Source organism: Foetidibacter luteolus, assembly GCF_009650435.1.
GTDB classification, from domain to species: domain Bacteria; phylum Bacteroidota; class Bacteroidia; order Chitinophagales; family Chitinophagaceae; genus Foetidibacter; species Foetidibacter luteolus.
Genome location: NZ_VVIP01000081.1, coordinates 42,864 through 64,611 on the forward strand (window position 1 = coordinate 42,864; position 21,748 = coordinate 64,611).

18 protein-coding genes are annotated in these 21,748 nt (G+C 45.2%); 12 read left to right on the plus strand and 6 right to left on the minus strand.

Translation table 11 applies throughout. From position 1 onward, the window contains the following. Positions 1 to 70 precede the first annotated feature (70 nt). Positions 71 to 1,111, minus strand: coding sequence for a FecR domain-containing protein (locus tag F0364_RS25435; protein WP_153800642.1), 1,041 nt, complete (start codon positions 1,109 to 1,111; stop codon positions 71 to 73). A 952-nt stretch (positions 1,112 to 2,063) separates the two neighbouring features. Here F0364_RS25435 and F0364_RS25440 point away from each other — a divergent pair. From F0364_RS25440 to F0364_RS25460, 5 genes are all read left to right on the plus strand, one after another. Next, positions 2,064 to 3,167, plus strand: a complete 1,104-nt coding sequence (locus tag F0364_RS25440; RefSeq protein WP_235921278.1) for a glycoside hydrolase family 2 TIM barrel-domain containing protein — start codon at positions 2,064 to 2,066, stop codon at positions 3,165 to 3,167. Between the two features lie 33 nt (positions 3,168 to 3,200). Next, entirely contained in the window at positions 3,201 to 4,382 is a 1,182-nt protein-coding gene (galK, locus tag F0364_RS25445; protein ID WP_235921280.1) for a galactokinase, read from the plus strand. A gap of 101 nt (positions 4,383 to 4,483) precedes the next feature. Beyond that, on the plus strand, positions 4,484 to 5,659 hold the full coding sequence (locus F0364_RS25450) for an aldose epimerase family protein (protein WP_153800643.1): 1,176 nt from the start codon (positions 4,484 to 4,486) through the stop codon (positions 5,657 to 5,659). Between the two features lie 325 nt (positions 5,660 to 5,984). Beyond that, positions 5,985 to 6,896: an amidohydrolase family protein gene (locus F0364_RS25455; protein ID WP_153800644.1), complete on the plus strand. Its 912-nt coding sequence runs from the start codon at positions 5,985 to 5,987 to the stop codon at positions 6,894 to 6,896. A gap of 110 nt (positions 6,897 to 7,006) precedes the next feature. After that, positions 7,007 to 7,381 (plus strand): hypothetical protein, encoded by a 375-nt coding sequence (locus F0364_RS25460; RefSeq protein WP_153800645.1) that lies wholly within the window; start codon positions 7,007 to 7,009, stop codon positions 7,379 to 7,381. A gap of 204 nt (positions 7,382 to 7,585) precedes the next feature. On the opposite strand, the gene F0364_RS25465 is transcribed toward F0364_RS25460, so the two are convergent. Then, entirely contained in the window at positions 7,586 to 9,754 is a 2,169-nt protein-coding gene (locus F0364_RS25465; protein WP_153800646.1) for a hypothetical protein, read from the minus strand. Positions 9,755 to 10,360: 606 nt separating this feature from the next. On the opposite strand from F0364_RS25465, the gene F0364_RS25470 reads away from it, so the two are divergent. From F0364_RS25470 to F0364_RS25485, 4 genes are all read left to right on the plus strand, one after another. Beyond that, positions 10,361 to 12,706, plus strand: a complete 2,346-nt coding sequence (locus F0364_RS25470) for an NADP-dependent malic enzyme (protein ID WP_153800647.1) — start codon at positions 10,361 to 10,363, stop codon at positions 12,704 to 12,706. A 4-nt stretch (positions 12,707 to 12,710) separates the two neighbouring features. Continuing rightward, positions 12,711 to 13,454, plus strand: coding sequence for an MlaE family ABC transporter permease (locus F0364_RS25475; protein WP_153800648.1), 744 nt, complete (start codon positions 12,711 to 12,713; stop codon positions 13,452 to 13,454). Positions 13,455 to 13,645: 191 nt separating this feature from the next. Then, on the plus strand, positions 13,646 to 14,914 hold the full coding sequence (locus F0364_RS25480; protein WP_153800649.1) for a transglutaminase domain-containing protein: 1,269 nt from the start codon (positions 13,646 to 13,648) through the stop codon (positions 14,912 to 14,914). Between the two features lie 139 nt (positions 14,915 to 15,053). Beyond that, a complete protein-coding gene (locus F0364_RS25485; RefSeq protein WP_153800650.1) occupies positions 15,054 to 15,572 on the plus strand; it encodes an RNA polymerase sigma-70 factor in 519 nt (172 codons plus the stop codon). Positions 15,573 to 15,588: 16 nt separating this feature from the next. Here the strand turns inward: F0364_RS25485 and F0364_RS25490 are convergent, their stop codons facing one another. Next, entirely contained in the window at positions 15,589 to 16,725 is a 1,137-nt protein-coding gene (locus tag F0364_RS25490) for a serine hydrolase domain-containing protein (protein ID WP_235921287.1), read from the minus strand. A gap of 326 nt (positions 16,726 to 17,051) precedes the next feature. Beyond that, positions 17,052 to 18,071, minus strand: coding sequence for a LacI family DNA-binding transcriptional regulator (locus tag F0364_RS25495; RefSeq protein WP_153800651.1), 1,020 nt, complete (start codon positions 18,069 to 18,071; stop codon positions 17,052 to 17,054). 13 nt (positions 18,072 to 18,084) lie between these two features. Here F0364_RS25495 and F0364_RS25500 point away from each other — a divergent pair, with 13 nt between their 5' ends. From F0364_RS25500 to F0364_RS25510, 3 genes are all read left to right on the plus strand, one after another. After that, complete coding sequence (locus F0364_RS25500; protein WP_153800652.1) at positions 18,085 to 18,405, plus strand: hypothetical protein; 321 nt, start codon at positions 18,085 to 18,087, stop codon at positions 18,403 to 18,405. 160 nt (positions 18,406 to 18,565) lie between these two features. Next, positions 18,566 to 18,727 carry a DUF1328 domain-containing protein gene (locus F0364_RS25505; protein ID WP_153800653.1) on the plus strand — a complete coding sequence of 54 codons (162 nt, stop codon included), beginning with the start codon at positions 18,566 to 18,568 and terminating at the stop codon, positions 18,725 to 18,727. Between the two features lie 307 nt (positions 18,728 to 19,034). After that, positions 19,035 to 19,448: an META domain-containing protein gene (locus F0364_RS25510; protein ID WP_153800654.1), complete on the plus strand. Its 414-nt coding sequence runs from the start codon at positions 19,035 to 19,037 to the stop codon at positions 19,446 to 19,448. An 8-nt stretch (positions 19,449 to 19,456) separates the two neighbouring features. Here F0364_RS25510 and F0364_RS25515 read toward each other — a convergent pair whose 3' ends face one another. Both F0364_RS25515 and F0364_RS25520 read right to left on the minus strand, forming a co-directional pair. Continuing rightward, positions 19,457 to 20,002: a DNA-3-methyladenine glycosylase I gene (locus F0364_RS25515; protein ID WP_153800655.1), complete on the minus strand. Its 546-nt coding sequence runs from the start codon at positions 20,000 to 20,002 to the stop codon at positions 19,457 to 19,459. A gap of 42 nt (positions 20,003 to 20,044) precedes the next feature. Beyond that, entirely contained in the window at positions 20,045 to 21,310 is a 1,266-nt protein-coding gene (locus tag F0364_RS25520; protein ID WP_153800656.1) for an exo-beta-N-acetylmuramidase NamZ family protein, read from the minus strand. Positions 21,311 to 21,748: the final 438 nt, after the last annotated feature.

Consider the following 21,748-nt stretch of genomic DNA (forward strand, 5'->3'; position numbering starts at 1 on the left):
GACAATTATTTAGCCCTTCAACAAATGTGTTTTTGTTGAACATGCTTTTTTACAACCTTGTAATCAGTGTTTACTTTGTGCGGATGATAGTATAGCCGCGTTTAGTTTTGTTTACAGTTAAATCATTAAGCGTTGCAATCGTGTTCAAAAAGTCCTCAAGCGTTTCTGATTTGGTTTTGTGTATTCCGGTAAAGTTCATGTCAGCCAGTTCTTCACTTTTAAAATGTATGGTTACATTATAAGTGTTCTCCAGCGTTGTAAAAATCTCCTCCAGCGGTTTATTGTCAAATTGCAAAATCGCAACAGGTACGGGTTTTACCGCCTGTGTGGATTTTTGTACAGGCGTAGGTATTCTGATGGGTTGAATGGCAACTGAAAAGCTTTGGTTGTTAAAAGTAAGTTGCTGGCCCGGTGTAAGGTAAACATCCTTCATATTAGCGGCTTTATTGCTGTTGCTTACTACCACCTTACCTTCAAACAGCTTTACCGATATAAAATCCATATGCTTTCCGTTCACAGTAAATACGGTGCCAAGCGCAGTTGTACTAATACTTTTAGCGTGTACGGTAAATGGCCTTGCCGGGTCTTTGGCCACGTTAAACTTAGCCTCGCCATCCAGATAAATTTCCCGGCGGTTATTAACAAAAGGTTTTTGATAGGATATGCTGCTGCCTGCCGTAAGTGTTACCACGCTTCCGTCTGGCAAGGATATTTCTTTCGGTAAAGCGTCTGCATTCCTCACCGTTGCCAGCACCGGCGTCACTGCCGGCACGTCCGCCCTTTTGCCTGCCAGTGGTGCAGGGGTTTTGTTGTTGGCGGAAAAATACAGTATGGATACGCCTGCTGCTACTATAACCGATGCCGCCGCCAACCATTTACGAACCGGTAACCGCACCACTTTTTTATCTATGGCCGCATCAATGTTCTTCAGCATTCTTGCAGATAATTCCGCATCCTGTTCCACCGGCTTAAACTCATCCCAGCTTTTTTCCGTAAGGTAGTGCTCCAGCCTTGCAGGGTTTTCCCGCAGCCAGGCCGCCACCAACTGCCGTTCTTCTTCAGAGCAATCGCCGTTCAAAAAGTCCTCTATCAGCTTTTCCGATATCTGCATACTATTTATTCGTACAGTTGAACGCTATCCCTTACTCCCACTGAAATTTTTTTTCTGACACTTTTAAGTAACGTACGATTTACGAAGTAAGAAGTACTTTTTTTCGCAGCCTGTTGTAAGTAATACTGGCAATTGTGTATCAAATGACAATTACATCGTACATCCCGCATCAAACATCTAACATACTAAAGGTACTTTGTACTTCACCCATCGTACTTGTTTCAGGGGGTGCCCCCAAGCTACGCAAGGGGTCGGGCTTTCCGCTATTACTCCGGCACAAAAGCCCTGCTGCGATGGCCTCACCGGGGTAACCGCTGCAATCCCTCACCCGAAAGTGTAACAAGCTGATTTTTGCAAGCTGCTGTAGATAAAGCAGGATCTGCGAAGTACTTTTATTCGCCGGCCTGCTTCTGATAAGACTGCCAGTTGCAAAGCGTATTTAAAAGCTTTTTTGTCTTTCCACCCTTCCAGTTATATTTGTTTATGTAAACGTTTGCATATTGCATAATAGTACTGCCCGGGTTTAAACCTGTCTTACCCAAGGCATCCGTAAATATGCGGGATTTCCAGTTGAGTGTACATTACTAATGGGTGATGGATCGAGGCGGTGGGGACACTGTGGAAAGTATTGTGCGGAGCAATAACACAACCGAGTTAAAGCAACAAAATGTTGCCTTTGACGAAGGTTGCGAACGCAGTTCTGCCCGAGACGAGACCCGAGTGGCACCCCTATTAAATAGCATAAAGCCTTAAAGAGGCGGGGGTAGGGCAGATTAGTACCGGGAATGGTTTTAAGCGTCTTTATAGTGAGAAAAACGGCCAGGCCTTACATTAAATTTCTTTTCTTAAGCAAATAGTTTTCATAAGCAGTAATTAACAGGAGTACTGTTTAGCCATTCATGGCAAAGAGCAGGCTCCTCTTTTTGTAAAAAACTTTTTTAAACATACAATAATGAAAAAACGATTCTTCGCATGGATTTTACCGGTGGTGCTGATGTCTTGTGCCGGAGGTGCAAACGAAACAAAAGAAGCAGGACAAAAAGACTCTTCCGCTACAACTGAACCCCGTGCCGTATGGACTGTGGAACAAGCCAACAACTGGTACAAAGGCAAAGGCTGGATGGCTGGTTGCAATTTTACACCCAGCACGGCTATTAACCAGTTGGAATTCTGGCAGGCAGAAACTTTTGATACCGCCACCATTAACCGGGAACTTGGCTATGCGGAAGGTATTGGCCTTAACCTGATGCGGGTGTTTCTGCACCACCTGGCATGGGAGCAGGACAAGGAGGGCTTTAAGAACCGCATGAAAACATACCTGGACATTGCTGACAGGCATCATATTGCTACCATGTTCGTTTTTTTTGATGACGTATGGAACGAAAACTATAAAGCCGGCAAACAACCGGAACCTAAACCAGGCGTACACAATTCCGGCTGGATAAGGGACCCGGGAAAACTGCTCTACGATGATACGACCCTTATAATAAAACTGGAAGAATACGTGAAAGACGTGCTGACAACCTTTAAGAGCGATAAGCGCATTCTTCTGTGGGACCTGTACAACGAACCCGGCAACAGCGGTTACAAGAATAAAAGCATGCCCCTGCTGGAAAAAACATTTACCTGGGCCAGGACAGTTAACCCAGACCAACCGCTTTCTGCCGGTGTTTGGAGCAAAGAACTTACGGACCTGAACGTGTACCAGTTAGCCAACTCTGATGTTATTACCTACCATAACTACGATGACGAAAAAGGCCACCAGGCGGCTATTGATACCCTTAAGAAGTACAACCGCCCCCTGATATGCACAGAATACATGGCCCGCACACGCAACAGCCGTTTTGATAACATTATGCCGATACTCAAAAAAGAAAACATTGCCGCCATTAACTGGGGCCTTGTAGCAGGAAAAACCAATACCATGTATGCCTGGGATACGCCGATACCAGATGGCAGCGAACCTAAAGTATGGTTTCACGAGATATTCAGGAAAGACGGCTCGGCTTTTTCAGAGAAAGAAATTGCTTTGATAAAATCGCTCACCGGGAAATAATTATTAGTTTCACATTTATCAAGTTCAATCAACGTGTTAATACAAGCTGACCAGTCAACCGGCATTACAACAAAATATGATATACCGCCTGCTCTTGCGCCTTTTATTAGGGAAGGCACTATTATAGCACGTTCACCCGGCCGCATTAACTTAATTGGCGAACATACGGATTATAACGAGGGGTATGTTTTGCCCGCTGCTATTGACAAAGCGGCCTTTATAACCATTACGCCAAGGAGCGATAATGAAATACACCTTCACTCCATAGACCTTGGAGCCGCTTACACCACCACAACGGAAAACATAGGCAAAACAAAATATTCCTGGCCCAACTATATACTCGGCGTTGTGCAGCAATTTAAAGAAAAAGGCTACCAGGTGCCCGGGTTCGATGCGGCGCTTACCGCCGATATACCCATTGGAGCCGGCCTGTCTTCCTCCGCCGCGGTGGAGTGCGCTACGGCACTGGCGCTGGATGCCTTGCTGCAAAGCAAACTGGATAAGTTAACGCTGGTAAAAATGTCTCAAAAAGCCGAGCATGAATTCGCTGGTGTGCAGTGCGGAATTATGGACCAGTTTGCCAGCATGTTCGGCAGGCTTAACCATGTGATAAGACTGGATTGCCGCAGCCTGGAATATGCTTATGAACCATTTAACATGGATGGCTTTAAAGTAGTGCTGTTCGACAGTAATGTAAAACACTCGCTGGGCTCATCTGAATACAATGTACGGCGCAAACAATGCGAAACCGGTGTGGCCATGGTGCAGCAGCACCATAACGAAGTACTTAGCCTGCGGGATGTTACCATGCCCATGCTGGAAAAATATGTATTGCCGGAAGACATGTTGGTGTACCAGCGCTGCCGTTATGTGGTGGAAGAGAATAACAGGCTGCTGCAGGCCTGTGAAGACCTGGAAAATGGCGATATGGCAGCCTTTGGAAAGAAAATGTTTGAAACGCATTATGGCCTTAGCAAACTGTATGAAGTTAGTTGTACAGAGCTTGACTTTTTAGTTGCACAGGTGCAGGATAACCCTGCCGTATTGGGCGCCCGTATGATGGGGGGCGGCTTTGGCGGCTGTACCATTAACCTGGTGCAGGAGGATAAAATAGACGAACTGGTGCAGGAAGTAAGCAAAGCCTATTCTAACGCCATGCATAACGATGTTAAAGTGTACATATCAAAAATTGAAAACGGCAGCTCGTTACTGTAACAACCGGCAAAACAAATTGATTTGCATTTCGCCAATAATTGTATTTTAGACTTTTATACCAACAGTAAAACACTTCCAAACATTTAAAACAAAACAGCCGTATGAAATTTTTATCAGCAGTTTTATTTTCGGTAACGGTATTATCGCTAACATCTTGTGGCGACAGCGGCCAAACAGGCGAAGCAGCCGAAAAGGATTCCACTGCAGCAGCGGGCACAAAAACCATAGATGCGAAAGCCTTTGAACAAACCATAGATGGCAAGCAAACCAAACTGTTTACGCTGAAGAATAAAAACATTGAAGCCACCATTACCAATTACGGTGCAAGGGTGGTTACTTTAACCGTACCGGATAAAGATGGTAAACCTACCAATGTAGTGTTGGGTTATGATAACGTACAGTCTTACGCCGATGGAGGCGATACTTATTTTGGCGCTGTAGTGGGCCGTTATGGCAACCGCATTGCCAAAGGAAAGTTTAAGCTGGATGGCAAGGAGTACTCGCTGGTAACCAACAACGGCCCCAACCACCTGCACGGCGGCACCAAAGGTTTTTCCCGTGTTGTTTGGGATGCAGAACAACCTAACGATTCTTCGCTGGTACTTACCTACGTTTCGCCAGACGGTGAAGAAGGTTACCCCGGTGCACTTACGGCAAAAGTTACTTATACATTAACATCAGCCGAAGAGCTTAAAATTGATTACGACATCAGTACAGACAAAAAAACAGTATTTAACCTTACCAACCACTCTTACTTTAACCTTAACGGCCAGGGCAGCGGCACCATCAACAACCACCTGTTGCAGTTGAACGCGGATAACTGCACACCGGTAGATTCTACCCTGATACCGTTTGGAAAAATAGAGACCGTGGCTAACACGCCGCTGGATTTCCGCACGGCGCAAACCATCGGCTCAAGAATTAACGATACTGCCAATATTCAAATGAAGTATGGCAAAGGATATGACCACAATTTTGTCATTAATAACAGTAAACCCGGTGTGCTTACAAAAGCCGCTGAAGTAACGGCTGATCAAAGCGGCATAGTAATGACTGTTTCAACCACCGAACCTGGTGTACAGTTTTACGGCGGTAATTTTATGAATGGCAGCCACACACTTGGCAATGGCACAAAAGATGATTACCGCACCGCCTTTTGCCTGGAAACACAGCATTACCCCAACTCGCCCAATACGCCTTCTTTTCCAACGGCAGTGCTGGAGCCCGGCAAAAACTACCAAACCACCACCGTATATGCCTTTTCTGTAAAGAAATAGAAGTATTAATAAGTAATGATAAAGCCCCGGCAATAAGCCGGGGCTTTATTATTTTATTTGGATACCGGCAGCAGTATTTCATGGCGGCCCGGTTGCGTCGCAAGCACTTCATCGGTTGGTTTTTCATGGCGGCTTTTCCCACCTTATAGCCATTGTTTCTGCCGCCTTTGGCACCGGAAACTTTCCTTGTAAAAAAAATGTACCACGCCCATATTGCATTTTGTATTCATAACACATACTCAATTCCACAAGCCCTTGCAAACTCTTCCAAACATTTTTATATTAGAGTGTATACAATGCAACTTTAGCTTTATAAATAATCTCAATGACTCAACACCTCATCCTGTTGCTGGTATTGCTTCATTATTTTTTGCCGGCACAATCGCAGGTTAAGATTATCGACATGCATGTTCACTCGTACAGCAATAGCGATTTTGGCGAACGGGAACCAGCAAGTGATTATTACGGCAAAAAAGGATCTCCCAATGCTGACACTCATCGCCAGGAAACTTTTGCCGCATTTAAGAAATGGAATATTGTAAAAGCAGTGGTAAGCGGCAGTCCTGAAAGCGTGGAAAACTGGGTAGCAAAAGATAGTAGCGAAAGGATTATCAGGGGAATCCTGATTTTTTCTCCCGATGATTATGGCCTGGACAGTGTTAAGTTTGAAAAAATGGTGAAGGATAAAAAGATTGAAATATTTGGAGAAATCGGCGCCTATTACAGCGGAACAACGTTAAGTGATTCTGTCTGGCAGCCTTACCTGCGCATTTGCGAAAAATATGATATCCCGGTAGCAGTGCATACCGGCGGTGGCGACCCCGGCGGCACTTACTCATGGGCGCCCAAAGCAAGGCTTAAATTAGGCGATCCTTATTTGATTGAAGATGTGCTGGTAAAATACCCTAAGCTTAGAATTTATATGATGCATGCCGGCGGAGAAGATTGGCCGGAACACGGCATCCGCCTTATGGCCTACTATCCGCAACTATATACGGATATCGCCGTAATGTTATGGGTTGAGCCCAATACGCAGAGATACATAACCGATTTTCTGAAGAATGCCAAACACGCCGGATACCTCAACAGGGTAATGTTCGGTTCTGATCAAATGACCTGGCCCTACGCTATCGAAAAGTCGATTGTTTTTCTCAACAGCCTTACCTTCCTCACCGAAAAAGACAAAGCCGATATACTCTATAATAACGCAGCAAAATTTTTGCGGCTTAAAGAGTAAAGTGCCTGTAAACTAAGCTCTCTCGATTGCAAAGCAATAATTTTACTTTCTTAAAATTCGGTTCCGGAAACATTAAACTTTTCATTCACAGGTTACATTTAAATCAATGTATGTTCAGTTTTTTTAAGCGAAATAAACGAATCCCGCCTTTTGAAAGACTCAAAAGCTATGATTACCAGCATTACTACTTTCGCCGTATTGCGTCATGGGGATGGGTGAACAGTTCGACCATTTTTGTAAGTGACCCTAATTCACCACGGGTTATTACGATGGATCCATGGCCTCAAAAAATTTTTATTGCTGCGGATGGACAAAAAACTATTTCAGAATATACGTATGAAGTTGCAAAAGAATATCGCGGCATAATTCCAGACCTTCTTGATGATACCATAATAAATGAAATAGAGACCCTCTTAAAAGAAAAAATTATCGAGCTTCATAAAAATAAAATGTGGCCTGACCAGCAGAATAATAAAAGTAAATAGGGAAGCCAATTTTTATAGTTATGATTAAACCAGTATCGCCCGTAATCTCAGGTCAATCAGCGAAATCAGAATAAAATCCCGGTTCCGACAACCTACCCGGGTCTGAAAAGCCGCCCAATGAACCGGACGATGAACGTAATGCGACGCAACAGGCGATGCCATGAAATCCTGTCGCCCGTTACCAAAACATACCTGCTGTTCTTCTTATTTCCACCGAATGTTCACCTGCACCCCTTCACTCCTGTTTTTAAATTGCAGCAGCAAAGTTTTAGTGGCCTCATCCCATGCTTGTTGCATCCCGGTAACAGGCACGCCGTTACTATCCGCAAGCTTAATATCAACAGGCTTTGCAGGCAGTAATATGCGCATTACATTATTGGTGGCTTCCGGGCTTTTGGTAATAAAGGAATAGCTGCCCTGGCTTATTTTTTCGTCAGATTCACGGCTGGCTGCAGCCAGTACCTGGGGCTTCTTTTTGTCGGCAACCTGGTTGATATCAAACAGAAAACCCTGTTCTCCAACATGAATGCTCTTTTGTTTTATTAACGGCAGCAAAGGATCAAATAGGTCAATAAAATTCCCCTTTAATGCCAAAGGCTCAGCGCTAACACTTTCCTCCATTACCGAAGCCACCACATAAGGGCCGCGCCGCACCAGGAAATAATTACCCGTTTGCAGCTTGCCCGCATGCGCTTTTTTCTCGTAGCCTTCTGCCACAATGCTGGTAAACGCTGCAGACATATCGGGTTTTAGCACAAGTTCTTTGGGGTCTTTGCGCACCAGGTAAAACCAACCTTTGCCAATAGCCTGGCCGCTGCCGGTTTCAGCAGTATTTACATTCAGCAGTTTTAGCAAATGTTGCGATGGCGTAGTGTAGCTGTTGCCTTGCGTATTCCACCATTCCTTCACCTGTTGAAAAGGATCACTATCGGTTCCATAATATAAAAGCACGCCGCCATTCTTTACCCATTTTGCCAGGTGCTCATTTACCTCCTGCGATAGTGGCTTCATACCCGCATAGCTCATCACCAGCACCTTAATATGTTTAAGTGTTTCTTCAAAAGCCAGGTTTTCCATGTGTACTGTTTCCACCGGTATGCCCAGCTTTAACAGCGGTAATATCATGCCGTAAAAATTAGATAGCTGCGGGTCTTCGTAACTGTTGTGTGTGGGAAAGCGCTGAAACATCATGGAGTTGCCCACCAGCACACCAATGCCTTTGCTGCCATTAATGCCTGTAGTGCTGCCCGGCATTTTATTAAGGGCGTTTACCATTACCTGCATTTGAGTAGCATAAGCAGGGGAAATGGGCTGCCGCTCATCACTGTTCTCCAGTTTAAACTTGCCCTGGTAAATCCTGTTGGGCCAGGGCATCACTTCAAAGTGCGTAACAGAAGGGTATAGTAGTTTGGCTGTAAAAGTAGCCTGGTAATTGCGCTTGTAATCATCCCAGGTACGCGGCCAGTCTTCAATAGGGTCAGTCAAAAAATACATGCGGCGTTTGGTGGGGGCCGTCATAGATAGCATGCTGCCATACTCAAGAAAAGCCGTTTCAAAAACGCGTTCTTTTTCAAGGCCATTGTAAAAATTAGGTTCTCTTGCTGTGCCTGTCCAAACCTGGGCTATATAGCCGCTCATACCTTCCAGAGATGCAAGGCTGGCTTCCGGGCTAACAATATTCCACGATGAATAATTAAGCAGCGAATGTGTTGGCACGTAGCATTGCACTTTACGGCCAATACTGTCGCTGTAAGCGTGTATATAACTAAACACTTCCTTCAGTGCATTATGGTATAAATGATACTTGAGCTTGGATGACAGGTAAGTAGCTTCCGGCGATTCATGCTGTGCCTGCCAGGACGTACCATAGTATTTTTGCCATTCTCTTTTAAAGGCCGTGCTGTAACCCGCCCTTGCCCAAAACTCCGGCTCTTCCAGATACACCGCGGTAACGCCTGCATCTATGGCACGTTTAACCACTGTTTTAAAGTAACGTACAAAAGATTCCGTAGGCACCAGGTAAGGAATATCAACGCCGTGCCCAATACTTTTACCATTCCTTTCCACCTGGCTTTCCTCGTCAATATGGTTAATACCATCCCACCGGCCTTTAAAATAATCCTTGTATTCGCCCCAGGCAATACCCGTCATAAACTGCACGTTGTAGCCCTTACCCCGCCAGTCTTTAACGCGGGTTTCAAAGCTGCTGTCAACACCGTAAACAATAGCAATGTCGCTGCGTACGTCGTAAGCGGGGTTATAAGGTGCGCTTACCTGGAAGGAAGTTTTTTCCCGTAAGTTTTGAGCCTGCTGGGCATTGGCCTGCACCATACCGGCAGCAAAAAGAAAGATTGACCAATTGATCTTTTTCATGATTAGCTATAAATAGGTTTTCTGTTGAACATGCAATGTATTTTTCTTAAGTCAACACCCCGGGTTAATTAGAATTTTTATGGGCCCGGCAGTGTGAACTACTATGAGGCAGCCGTTGCGTCGCACTCTTGTACGGCTGGTAATTCTACTCAGCACTGTGCAGCAACATTTGCATCGTGTTACCTGCTTTGTTCCAAATGCTCCAGTGCCGTTATCCCAAGTTATTGGTAAGACGTCTGAAACAGGTTACCTGTACCAAAGATAACTAACTGGTTTACAGCCGGGACTTTGCGTGTTTGTTGGGTCAATGTTTAGAGTTGTGGCGCAAACCTTTCAACCCGTAACAATTCGTTTTATAGTCCATCAGGCGGGTACTAAGGCTGTCTTTGCGTCTTTGCGGCTTTGCGTGAAATCTATTACCGGCAACCCCAAAACACCGCAAATGCCAAAATGTATGCAATAGTGGCTACTTAATGCACCTGGCAGTACCAAAAAATGTATTTCTTTTGTGCTGCACAAAAGCGGGGTATTTTTGCGCCCCGGCTAAGTTTTGAACTGTGTAAGCAAACAGTTTTAAAACCTTAAAGGAAGAACACCACATATACTATGGCCAAGAAACTAAGAAGAGAAGAAGCACTGGAATACCACGCCTCTGGCAGGCCCGGAAAAATTGAAGTTATACCTACCAAAGAAGCTAAAACGCAACGCGACTTATCGCTGGCCTACAGCCCCGGCGTAGCGGAACCCTGTAAGGATATTGCCCTGCATAAAGAAGATGTATATAAATACACTGCCAAGGGCAACCTGGTAGCCGTAATAAGCAATGGTACCGCTGTACTTGGACTGGGCGACATTGGCGCCGAAGCCAGCAAACCCGTAATGGAGGGGAAGGGGGTATTGTTTAAAATTTTCGCGGATATTGATGTGTTTGATATTGAGATAAACGAAAAAGACCCGCAGAAGTTTGTGGAAATTGTAAAGTCGCTGGAGCCAACTTTTGGCGGCATTAACCTGGAAGACATTAAAGCCCCTGAATGCTTTTACATTGAACAGGCCCTGAGAGAAAAGTGTAATATACCTGTAATGCACGATGACCAGCATGGTACCGCCATTATAAGTGGCGCAGCCCTGTTGAACGCACTGGAAATTCAAAAAAAGAAGATTGACAAGGTAAAAATAGTGGTAAACGGCGCCGGCGCCGCTGCCATGGCCTGCGTGAAACTATATGCTGAACTGGGCGCTAAACATGCCAATTTTACGCTGTTTGATAAAGACGGCGTGTTGCACCAGGGCCGCACAGACCTTGATGAAACAAAAAAGTTGTTCGCTGTTAAAAATGGTGGAATTACGCTGGAAGAAGCCATGAAAGGTGCGGATGTTTTTTTGGGCCTCAGCGTTGGTAACGTGGTTACGCCGGAAATGATTAAAAGCATGGCTAAAAACCCCATTGCATTTGCTATGGCCAACCCCGACCCTGAGATTACCTACGATGCAGCTACGGCAGCACGCAAGGATATTATTATGGCTACGGGCCGCAGCGATTACCCCAACCAGGTGAACAATGTGCTAGGGTTTCCCTACATTTTTCGCGGTGCGCTGGATGTACGTGCCCGGCAGATAAACGAAGAAATGAAACTGGCTGCCGTTAAAGCCCTGGCCGGCCTGGCTAAAACACCTGTGCCGGATATTGTGAACATGGCCTATAACCAGCGCAACATGGCATTTGGCCCCGAGTACATTATACCCAAACCGCTGGACCCCCGCCTGCTGGAAACCGTGGCCCCCGCTGTTGCCAAAGCCGCTATGGAAAGTGGCGTGGCACAAAAAAACATTACCAACTGGGATGCTTACCAGGTAGAACTTAATAAAAGGCTGGGACTGGATAACCAGATTATGCGTGTATTGAGCAGTACCGCCAGGAAAGACCCCAAGCGGATTGTGTTTGCTGAGGCAGACAGCCTTAAAATTATAAAGGCTGCTGCTATAACTTATGAGGAGGGCATTGCTTACCCCATACTGCTGGGCGAAGAGAAAAAGATTAAGCGGATAGCGGAAGAAAACTTTATTGACATTAGCGACCTGCCGATTATAGACCCCGAAAGTAAAGACAAGGATGTTGACCAGAAACTAAGCCTTTACAGCGAGCTTTTCTTCAAAAAACGGCAGCGTAAGGGGCTTAACTATTATGAAAGCAAAAAAATAATGCGTGAACGCAACCATTTTGGCTGCATGATGGTAGAAACCGGCGATGCGGATGCGATGATATCGGGCCTTACCAAGAACTACGTGGAAACCATTCGCCCGGCATTGCAGTGCATTGGCACAGAGGAAGGGGTAAAAAAGATAGCGGGCATGTACCTGCTGCTTACCAAAAAAGGCCCGCTGTTTATGGCCGATACCACCGTAAACTTTAACCCCACTGCCGAAGAGCTGGCCGAAATAACTTTAATGACGGCCAAAGAGGTGCGCAACTTTAACCTGGTGCCGCGTATTGCCATGCTTAGCTACAGCAACTTTGGCAGCAGCGACAGCCCTGAAGCACGGCTGGTTGCAGAAGCTACACGCATTGTTAAACAGCGCAACCCATCCCTGGTGGTAGATGGCGAAATGCAGGCATGGCTGGCATTTGACCAGAAAGTGATGAAGGACAACTATCCCTTTAGCGACCTGGTGGATGAGGATGTAAATACCCTGATATTCCCCAACCTGGCGGCGGGCAACGTAGCCTATAATTTACTGAAAGACATTGGCGGCGCCGATGCCATTGGCCCTGTGCTGCTGGGGCTTAAGAAGCCCGTTCATGTATTACAGTTGGGCAGTTCTGTACGCAGTATCGTTAATATGGCTATTATTGCAGTTGTTGATGCACAGTTAAAGTGCCAGAACAATAATACAGATATGGCAGTACAACAGTCTGCCTGGTGGAAACGGTTAAAGAAAAAGAAAAAATAAACACATGATTGGACGGTTTTTAAGGCATTTGGGCTTGTACCTGTTGATGCTTAAACGAATGTTTACCCGGCCCGAAAATGGTAAAATGTATTGGAAGGAGTTTATGCACCAATGCTCGGAAATAGGCATTGGCTCCCTGCCTATCGTGGTTATCATATCATTATTTCTCGGGGCGGTAACCACCGTACAAACGGCTTACCAGTTAGTAAGCCCGCTTGTGCCCATGCAAACCGTAGCGCAAATTGTGCGTGACAGTGTAATACTCGAACTTTCACCTACCGTATTAAGCATTGTATTGGCCGGCGTAGTAGGCAGTAAAATAGCCAGCGAATTGGGCAATATGCGCATCAGCGAGCAAATAGATGCGTTGGAGATAATGGGCATTAATACCAGGGCATACCTTGTAGCCCCAAAAATTATCGGCGCCTTGTTGGTAATACCCTGCCTCATCGTTATTTCAGCCGTACTGGCCATTTGGGGTGGCCGTTTTGCCGGCCAGGCGGCAGGTATTCTGGCCAACGATATCTATGATATTGGCCTGCGCCAAAACCTTAATACTTACAACATTACCGTAGCCTTAACCAAGGCTTATACTTTCGCTTTTATTGTAAGCAGCATACCTTCTTATTACGGCTACCACGTTAAGGGTGGCGCCCTTGAAATAGGCCGGGCCAGCACCATATCGGTTGTGGTAAGCTGCATACTTATCCTGTTCGCAGATTACCTGCTGGCAGCTTTGTTGCTGTAGCAACTTTTGCCTTCGGCTTTTTATTTTTTGGTTACCGGCGTTTGGTTTTTCATGGCATCGGCTGTTGTGTCACTCACTTGTACTTTCTGTTTTTCATGGCGGCATTTAAGCGGGTATTATGTTTAGCTGCAGCTAACCCTTGTACAATCTTTTGCTGCTTCTTGTTATATTGCCTGGCATAACCGACCATCTTGGCAAAAAAACGCTATGCATACTGGTTTTTACTGGCGCTGCTGCTGGCGGCAAACCTGTACATTATTCTCAACCGCAATAACGGGTATAAATATCACCCCTATAAAACCTACAGCGAACTGTATGTGATGGATTCATCCCTGTACCTGCATAACCTGTTCTTTACCAACGATTCTGTGGAGCTTACTTTCTCTGTGCCGCTGCCGGTAAAACAATACAGGCTTACGGTTGACAGTGGCGCTGCTGTACTGGTAACACCCAGGGCAAGCAGTATTGTGCTGCCCTTGCAACGCAGGTTGCATACATACAGCCTGCAACCGTTAGGTGAAAATTGCTGCAGCCTGCCAATACAGCTAAAAATTGACCATGATATTCATTACAGCGCAGACTCTTTTTACATAAACGAGTTACTGTATTGCAACTTACCCGGCCCGGGTATTGAAACCTCGCCGTTAACCTTATGGCAAAAAGGCCTGCAGGCTTACAGTAAACAAGCGCAGCAACAAGGCTTACAATTGCTTACGGCCAAAACAAGTATTGCCCATGCCGCTACTGACCTTGAAAAGGCAAAGGAAATAGCCAGGCTGGTAGCATCCCTGCCCAATAACAATGCCGGTACAAAACCGGGGGAACATTACAGCGCCACTGCCTGGGAGCAGGTACAGCTATCCCTGCAAAATAAAGCCAGGCTGGACTGTGGCAACTATAATCAAATTACCAGCTTTTTCTGCACGCTGGCCGGCCTGCCCAACCGCGTTGTATACTACTTTGGCCCGGACGGTAACTGGAAATACGGCATTCACCTTTTAAACGAAGTGTACCTGCGTGAACAGCAGCAATGGGCCGTTTTAGATGCCACTTTTAATATTTACCTGCCGCATAACGGAAGCAGGTTTTATAACATAGTGGATATTAAAAAGATGGCGCAAACCAACAGCCTTTCCGGAAAATGGCTGTTTAGTTATTCGGCTGACAGCCTTCAGCTTTTGCCTACGGATAGTGCCCTCTCCGGCTTAATGTATTACAACCAGTCCAATGCAGACCTGGCATTTAATTATCCCGGCACCAACACTTATGGAAACAGGCTTACGTTCATTGCCAACTTTTATTCATTTCACAACGAGGTATGCTTTTATTCTGATGTCCACCGCAATTACTGGGGCAAGATAATAGTTAAGATGCTGGCGTTTTATGGCTGGATTATCTTGCTGGTAACTTACGCATTTATGGAATGGAAATATTACCGGAAAGCAACGGCCGGGAAGTGATAATGTAAGGGTACTCGCATCGTTTTGGTTAATAATTGGGTGTTTAGGCGGTTTTTATGCCAGTTTAGATTGTTTTGGGCATAGATAACCATTTCTTCATTTTTGTATAATTTTAAATGCCCAATTTTGCGATTGCCCCATGGATGAGTTATTACAACATATAAGGGACGGAAACCGCCAAAGCTTTAATGATTTCTACCTGCAGTATCATGCTAAGCTTTACCAGTATATTTTTAAGTATACCCGGTCTGAATGGCTTGCGGAAGAAACTGTGCAGTTAAGTTTTGTGAGAATATGGGAGAAACGCCAGGCTCTTTCCGTTGATTATGCATTGTCAACCCAGCTTTTCAGGGTAGCCAAAAGTATAGTGATTGACTTGTTACGGAAAGGAGAAGTACGAAAAACTGCTCCATTGACGGCAATGGAGTATGAGCCATCTTTTAACAATGAGGATATTGAGTCAAAAAGCGAATTGGCATTGGTAATGAAGGCGATAGAAACATTACCCCCTGTTCGCCGCAAGGTTTTTGAATACAGCCGGTTCGAAAACCTGTCTCACAAAGAAATCAGTTCAACACTTTCCATTTCAACCAAAACTGTAGAAACGCATATCAGCAAGGCTATCAGGCACCTGCGCAAATCACTTTCTTTCTTTTAGGGCAGTGTGCAAGGCATCATTTTTTCCTGATAAGGTGCTCGTACAGGCAGGTAAATAACCGCCGCATGCCGCCAGGTTCTTCAGCATAGTAGCCGCTGTAAATGGCTACTATCCCAAATTTTTCTTTTGGCTCAAAAAACATGGCGCTGCTTAAGCCGTATGCTGAACCTGTATGCCCGATGAGTATTTTGCCGTTAATTAGGGAGTCGTGGGCTGTAAGCGCCAGCCCATAGCCATAATTACCGTCTATGCTGGCTTGCATAAGCTTTGCACTTTTTTTGGAAATGATCCTTTTGCCTTTGTACCTGCCATAGTTCACATGCATGGTCATGTACCGGGCAAGGTCTGCAGCCGTTATCTTCATACCCCCGGCCGGTGAAAATACCGGTGTGCTGTACCCCAATGTGTAATTGGCAATTTGCTCCCTTCGTGGTGCGTAAGCTTCCGGCGAAGGCACAAACCGGCCGGAACCGGTATCGTATTCGTACAGCGTGGCAAAACGGGAGTTGTCAAGAGAGTCTACACAAAAGCCACCATACAGCCCAAGCGGGTTGGTTATATGCTGCCGTATGTAGTTGTCAAACCGTTCTCCGGAAACTTTTTCAATAATGGCCCCGGCCAGGTTAAAGTTCAGGTTGCAGTATTTGTAACCGGTGCCAGGTTTGTAATCAGCATAGCATTTTGCCCACTCCGGGTTTTTACCGGGGTTTATCACATCCAACGTAAAATAACCCTGGCTGTCTGTTATGCCGGAGCGGTGCGATAACAGCATCCTTACAGTAATAGCAATACCGGGAAATTGAGGGTGGCTTACCTTAAAACCAAGCCATTTGCTTACATCGTCATCCAACGACAGTTTCTTTGCTTTAACAAGCTGCATAATAGCCGTGGCGGAAAAAGATTTGGAAATAGAGGCAATACGAAAAAGGTCGTTATCTGTAAGTGGGGTATTAGCTTCTATATTCTTTAACCCAAAGGAATGTGTGTAAATAATCTTCCCTTTTTTAACAACAGCTACAGAAAGGCCCGCTACTTTATCCTGTTTTAGCAACGAGTTAATGCAGTCTTCGGCTTGTTGTGCCTGCCCAAGGCAAACATTGTGCATAAGCAAAAACAGGCCAACGCAAAGTGCCGGCAGAAAAGATGTTCTCATGTTTCAAATGTAGCCAAAATGCAGGTAGTGAGTGGTGAGTGGGTGGCTGTTTCAGGACAAGACACTCTATTCAAAATTCATTGTTCCTGTTCGATATCCTTACGATGAGTAGTGAGTTGAGTGAATAGCCTTCCCTCCCTCCTTCTTTTCTTCCGGGTTTCCGTGGCATTGGTACTGTTGCCAGCAATATTTCTGGCGCCAAAGGCGGCAGAAACTCATCTACTTGGGTCTGAAAAGCCGCCCAATGAACCGAACGATGAACGTAATGCGACGCAACGATGCTGCTATGAAATACCAAACGCTGGTAACCAAAAAAATAGAGGCCATCATTTCCTGAAAGTAGATTGCCGGAATACCGGCAGTGGATCAAGTACCACTTTACGGGGCTGGCTATTTTTGTCTTTATGGCGTATAAGCTGCAAGAGTAACTCCAGCGATGCCTTGCCCATAGATACCGTTTGCTGGTCTATAGTAGAAAGGCTGGGGGTAATATGCTCGCCAAATAATTCGTTGGCAAAACCAATAACGCCAAACTCGTCAGGAATTTTGATGTTCCGCTCTTTCAGGCATTTAATGGCACCAAGCGCTGTAAAGTCTTCTACAGCAAACACGGCGTCTGGTTTCTCCGGCAATTCAAGCAAATGCTCAATAGCGCTTTTGCCCGCTTCTATGGATACATTGCCGGTATAAATAAGATCAAAATCAACTTTAATCCCGTGGGCCTGCAGGGCGCCCATGTAGCCTTTAAGCCTGTCGTTAAAAATTTTGATGTGCTGCGGGCCCGAGATATGGGCAACACGTTTATAGCCTTGCTTAAGCAGGTGTTCCGTAGCTATATAGCCGCCACGGTAATCATCCACCACCACGGATGAAATGCCCAGGTCGTCGTTGGCGCGGTCAAAGAAAACCACGGGCACGCCACGTTTCTTAATTTCCAGGAAATGCGTGTAATCAGAAGTTTCTTTTGCAATGGAAGCCAGAATGCCATCTACCCTGGCGGAGAGAAAGGTTTCAATTCCTTTTACTTCAAACTGCCGCAGTTCGTTGGTTTGGTAGATAAGCACATTGTAGCCTGCACTGTTGGCCACATTTTCGATGCCATGCACGACAGACCCGAAGAAATTTATCTCTGCGCTGGGTATCATAACCCCGATAGCATGAGATCTGCCCGAACGCAAAGAGGAAGCTATTTTGTTGGGCTTGTAATTCAGCCTTTCAGCCATGGCAGCCACTTTTTGCTTGGTGTCATCGCTGATGGCGGGGTGATTGCTCAACGCCCTTGATACCGTAGCCGGTGTAGTGTTAAGTGCCTGCGCAATATCTGATATGGTTACCTTGTAGGACAATTAAATAGTTAGTGTGTGCATATTTAATCAAACCTACAGTAAAAAGTTTAATGGTGCAAGGCTAATGGATCCTTACTATTTCATCGAATCTATTTTGGTTGAATCAGGAATACTGGTGCTTAACGTATCCATACCCACTGACGGATTAGTAGCATTTGTGTTATCTGGCGCCGGTATGGGTACTTCAGCAGATGACGTATCACTGGTATTTTCGGTGCTGCTCCCACCTCCACACGCGGCAAAGGTTAAAGGCAGGGCAATTATGGCGATAGCTTTACAGAATATGTTTTTCATAAATGTTTTTCCTAACCATTCAAAACATCATGCCAGTTAAAAGAGTAAGGAAAATGTACGCTAATGAATAGAACAACTGTGTAAAATTGGCAACACAACAGGTGTATTTATGGCTATAACACTGTTTACTGTATGTTAAAGGCAGGCTGGCATGTTTTATGAAACTAAGCATGTATTGTTCATCTTAAAATCATCCATATATGTTACGCTGGACTGTTATTTTTTTGATAGTGGCTATAGTTGCAGCAATTTTTGGCTTTACAGGCATTGCAGCAGGCGCCAGCCAGATAGCCAAAATTCTATTCTTTATTTTCATAGTGCTTTTTCTGCTGTCTCTTATACGGGGAAACAGAAGCGTTTAACGAAGCAGGTAACCATATTGTAAAACCGCTTTTAGCAGGTTAAAGGGCAGGGGGTAAACCTTTGCCCTTTTTTGTTGCAATAAAATGCTGTTTTATTTGAATAATTGTAAAATGTACAATTATTGAAATAAACGAGTATCTTTAGGCTTAATTAAAATTCAGGGATAAAACATATTTACCTCTTTTGCCTAACAGGCAATTTTGGTTTGCGGGGATAATTTCTATTATCCCCTTTTTATATGGCCTGTTCGCATACTCTGTTTGAATAAGTTACCTGCCGCCCTTACTTTTGCCGCAAAAAATAGCAATGATGTGCCGGATAGTTTTAATTATTATTACCTGCTGCTGCCTGTTGTGCTGCAATACACCCAGGCAAGCGGGCAGTCACCAGCTTGAGCTGCATAAATGGGTATTAAGCGAGCTTAACAGCATGCCTGTACAAATGAGCAACACTGCTAAAGATGCCCATCTGCAGTTTAGCTTTAAAGACATGAGGATATCCGGTAACGGTGGATGTAACAGTATAGCAGGAACCTTTACCACATCAAAATCAAAGCTCCTTTTCGGGCCGGTGCTCGCCACAAAAGTGGCTTGCGACAATATGAAGTTTGAAGATGCTTTTTTGCAGGTGTTGGCGCAGGTTAACCGGTATGAAATTACTGCTACAGAACTACAGCTAAAGAACAACAACAAAATAGTTGCCCGCCTGTTGCCCAAATAAACAATCGGTTATTTCCTGGCCCACATCGGTTTTTGTTTAAGCACTTTTTTGTGTACAGGGCAGTCTGCCGAATGCGCACCAGGCAGGTAGCCACTGCTCATTAAAAACTCGTTCACTATTTCTCCGCCGGTAAAGCGGAATGTTTTCTTAAACAGTTTAACCCATTCTTCTTTTGTAAGCGGGTGGTTTTTATCTAACCAGTTTTTAAAAGAGCCATACTGTTTTTGCAGCTCAAGTATTTGCTGCGCATTGTGTATGGCTGCTGCAATTTTTAAGCGGTTTCTTATAATGCCCACATCCTGCAAAAGCTGCTCAACTTTTTTCTCCTTGTAGGCAGCCACTTTTTTAATATCAAAGCCATCAAAAGCTTTAAAGAAATTGTCTTTCTTTTTTAATATAGTTTCCCAGCTAAGCCCGGCCTGGTTTATTTCCAGTACCAGCCTTGCAAACAAACCATCATCGCCTGCTATGGGAAAGCCGTATTCATTGTCGTGATAAAGCCGGTGCACATTGTCTTTTTCCAGCCGTTGAACATAAGCGCAGTAAGATGACATGAGGTGGTTTTTAATTAAAATTATAAAAAGCAGCGGGCCGTGTTAATCTGCGTAAAGCAGGTATTTGCTGCGTATTTTTTTAAAAGCGGTTAAAGCGGGCTGCCAGCTTGCCCGTATTTCCTGTTCTGTTATGCCAGCCTTTATTTGCTGCATCAGTTGCGCATTGCCAGCCAGTTTATTAAAAAAATAATCGGCAGGCCGGCCTGTTTTGGCCGCCAGGAAAAAGTTGTCTTTACCTGGGAACAATTGGTAAGCCTGTAACAGCCACTTAAGCGCTATTTTATCCGGGTAAGGAATTTTGCTGTCGGCAAGGTTCCAGCCGTAGCAAAGCTGGCCATTTAGTTTTGGGTTCTTAGCCCCTTCATTTGGCTGTGGTGTAAAAGCGAACAGATCTTGTGGCAGGGAGGGGTGGCCAAACACCTGGAAAGGGTGGCTGGTGCCGCGGCCTTCGCTAAGCACGGTTCCTTCAAAAAAACAGGTAGAAGGGTACCAGTAAACAGACGACATATCCGGCAGGTTAGGGGATGGCTTTACCGGCAGTATATACCTGCTTTTATGGGTATAGTTCTGGCATTTAATAACAGTTAAATTAAAACTGTTGTTCTTTTTTTCAAAGCCCAGTACCTGCCCCAGGTGTATGCGCTTGTCTTGCCTGCGCATATACTTGCCGGGCAGCCACCCCTCTCCCAACAACATAGAGGCATATTCACCCATCGTCATACCATACACAACAGGTACGGGTTGCATCCCCACAAAGCTTTTAAATTCAGGTTGCAGCACAGGCCCGTCCACATAAAAGCCATTGGGGTTAGGCCTGTCCAGAATTACCAGCGGTTTATCGTTTTGTATGGCTGCTTCCAGAAAATATTCAAGCGACGAGATATAAGTATAAAACCTTACACCCACATCCTGTATATCAAACAACATTATATCCACATCAGACAGGTCAGCGGGGGAAGGTTTGTTTTTGGCGCCATACAGCGATATTACTGTTATGCCGGTTTGTTCATCTGTATAAGTAGCTACTTTTTCACCGGCATCCGCATTACCGCGAAAACCATGTTCTGGGCCGAATATCTTAACAATGTGCACACCCAGCTTTTGCAATGTATCAGCCAGGTGTGTTTGCCCGATTACCGAAGTAGGGTTGGCAAAAAGGCCTACACGTTTGTTTTTAAGCAAGGGTAAATACTGTTGCAATTGGTATGCGCCGGGCCGTATTGTTTTATCATGCCCGGCATAGGCGCACTGCACCAGCATCGCGGTACATAGTAGAAAAACAGGTAAAATTTTGTTCAGCTTTATCATTGGCTGGCGCGGTATTAATAATGACGCTAAAATAAGTAAATGAATAGGTATGGCTTTATGCGCATTGCCTTTTATTAGGTTAAGAAAAAATATAAGGGCGCCTGCCCAAGCTATCGCAAGGGCACCGGGCTATCCGTTACTACTCCGCCACAGCCCACCCGCACAGGGCCTCAGCGGGGTATCCACTGCTATCCCTGGCGCGGTGGTGACACAGGCTGCTTTTTTTGCCGGCAGAAGAGATAAGTACGAGATGCGAAGCCCTTTTTATGTAAGATGTATGATGTGGGATGTTTGATGTAAAGTACAAAGTTAGAAGTACGAAGTACCCAGACCATCCAGCAACCTGTAACCGTCAACATCTGCTGTTCAATGTTCATTTGTTCAACGTTCAATGTTAGCGGCTCAACCACTATCCGGAAACTGCACTTCATCATTCAA